Consider the following 1,812-nt stretch of genomic DNA (forward strand, 5'->3'; position numbering starts at 1 on the left):
CGCTGGTCCTCGTGCCGCTCACGCCGCCCGGTGTCCCCGTGCTGACCGCCAGCGTCGTAGCCCTCGTCGGTCTGCGGGCCGGCACCGGCACCCCGGACGCGGCGGACATCGCGGTCGGGGAGGATCTGACGCTCGGCCTCCATCCCCACGGGGCGGACACGCCGGCCGAGCCCGACCCGGGAGGCCCGCGATGACCGGGACGGCGTGGGCGACGATCGCCGGCTGCGCGGTGGTCACGATGATCATCAAGGGCGTGGGTCCCATCGCGTTCGGGGGACGGGACCTCCCTGCTCGGTTCGCGAACGTCGTCGTGCTGCTCGCCCCGGCCCTCCTCGCCGCCCTCATCGTCACGTCGGCGCTGGCCGACAGCGGCGACCTCCACGTCGGCGAGGACACGGCAGGCGTCGGCGTCGCGGGCGTCGCCCTGTGGCGCGGCGCGAGCGTGCTGGTCGGCGTCGGGCTGGCCGCCGGGGTGACCGCCGCGCTGCGCCTCCTGACCTGAGGCGCGCGCGTTCGCCGGCCCGGGGTCAGGGACGCCGGAACAGGCGGCGGATGCGGTCGAGCAGCGCCCCGAGCATCAGCCGGAACGCCGACACCGGCTTGGCCGGGGCGCGGCGTTCGCCGGGCCCGGCCTGCGGGTGCGCCGCGTCCTCGGCGCCCGGGCCTGCCGGAGCCCCGACCTGCACCTCCTCCTCGAGGTTGGCCGCGAACTCCTTGAGCATGCGGTTGGCGACGTCCTGGATCATGCCGCCCCGGCCGAAGCGCGCGAGCTTGCCCGTGATCGTGAAGTCCGTGTCGACATCGACCCGCGTGCCGCCTCCTTCGGCGTCCTCCGTGACGCGGGAGACGATCGTCGCGTTCGCGCCGCCCTGCCCGCGCTTGTCCGTGCCGCGAGCGTGCATCGTCGCGACGTGCGCGGCCCCGTCGAGGTCGTCCATCTTGAGCGTCCCGGCGTAGGCGGCGGTGGTGGGTCCGAGCTTGACCGTGAACGTGCCCTTGTAGGTCCCGTCGCCGACGGCCTCGGTGACCTCCGCCCCGGGGAGGCACGGCGCCACGCGTTCGATGTCGATCAGCGCCTCCCAGACGGTCTGCACCGGGGCGGACACGGTGAACGACTGCTCGAGCTTCATCGCAGGGTCTCCAGGTTCTCGGGGGTGTCGACGTCCATGCCGCCGGGTCCACCGGCGGCGACCAGCAGCATGGGCCCGCCGGCGAGCAGCTCCCGGGCACCCTCGTCCCCGGTGAGCTCCTCGACGGCGTGCAGCAGGTGGCGCGGAATCACGACCGGGTGGCCGGGGCGCCCGTCGTAGGTGGCACGGACCGGGACGGCCGGAGGCGCGGCGACCGACGCCGCCAGCACGTCCTCGATCACCGCCGTCTCCAGGCGCGGGGTGTCACCGAGGACCACCACCACGCGCGCCACGTCCGGGTCCCGCTCGGCGACCGCCGCGACCCCTGCCCTCAGCGAGGCCGCCAGGCCCTCCTCCCAGCCGAGGCACAGGGCCACGACCGCGCGACGCGTGTCGATGGCGGCGTGGATCTCCTCCTGATGGGCGCCGAGCACGAGCACCACCGGATCGAGCTCCCGGACGGCGACGACGGCGTCGATCACGTGCTGGAGCATCGGGCGCCCGTCGAGCTCGGCGAGCTGCTTGACGGAACCGAAGCGCTCGGAGGCCCCCGCAGCGAGGATCACCGCGGCGCTGTGCGAGCTCATGCGCCGACCTCGTGGATGCGCCCCTCGGCGTCGCGCAGGCGACCGCCCGGATGTCCGCGCCGGACGGCGACGAGCTCGGCCATGATGGAGAGCGC

At 74.9% G+C, this 1,812-nt stretch carries 3 protein-coding genes and 1 pseudogene; 2 read left to right on the top strand and 2 right to left on the bottom strand.

Translation table 11 applies throughout. The features are described from left to right. Both ABYE80_RS20465 and ABYE80_RS20470 read left to right on the top strand, forming a co-directional pair. Window positions 1-194: pseudogene (locus ABYE80_RS20465) on the top strand (branched-chain amino acid ABC transporter permease); the annotation flags it as partial. Beyond that, window positions 191-502 (top strand): AzlD domain-containing protein, encoded by a 312-nt coding sequence (locus ABYE80_RS20470; protein WP_372792243.1) that lies wholly within the window; start codon window positions 191-193, stop codon window positions 500-502. The pseudogene ABYE80_RS20465 and the gene ABYE80_RS20470, both read left to right, overlap by 4 nt. A 25-nt stretch (window positions 503-527) precedes the next feature. Here ABYE80_RS20470 and ABYE80_RS20475 read toward each other — a convergent pair whose 3' ends face one another. Continuing rightward, on the bottom strand, window positions 528-1,130 hold the full coding sequence (locus tag ABYE80_RS20475; RefSeq protein ID WP_372792245.1) for an SRPBCC family protein: 603 nt from the start codon (window positions 1,128-1,130) through the stop codon (window positions 528-530). After that, a complete protein-coding gene (locus ABYE80_RS20480) occupies window positions 1,127-1,717 on the bottom strand; it encodes an NTP transferase domain-containing protein (RefSeq protein WP_372792247.1) in 591 nt (196 codons plus the stop codon). The genes ABYE80_RS20475 and ABYE80_RS20480 overlap by 4 nt, the downstream gene beginning before the upstream one ends. Window positions 1,718-1,812: the final 95 nt, after the last annotated feature.

Source organism: Paraconexibacter sp., from assembly GCF_041602235.1.
GTDB lineage: Bacteria > Actinomycetota > Thermoleophilia > Solirubrobacterales > Solirubrobacteraceae > Paraconexibacter.

Coding starts and splice junctions, on each gene's coding strand:
- ABYE80_RS20475 (WP_372792245.1), bottom strand. CDS start 1,130: ATGAAGCTCGAGCAGTCGTTCACCGTGTCCGCCCCGGTGCAGACCGTC.
- ABYE80_RS20480 (WP_372792247.1), bottom strand. CDS start 1,717: ATGAGCTCGCACAGCGCCGCGGTGATCCTCGCTGCGGGGGCCTCCGAG.
- ABYE80_RS20470 (WP_372792243.1), top strand. CDS start 191: ATGACCGGGACGGCGTGGGCGACGATCGCCGGCTGCGCGGTGGTCACG.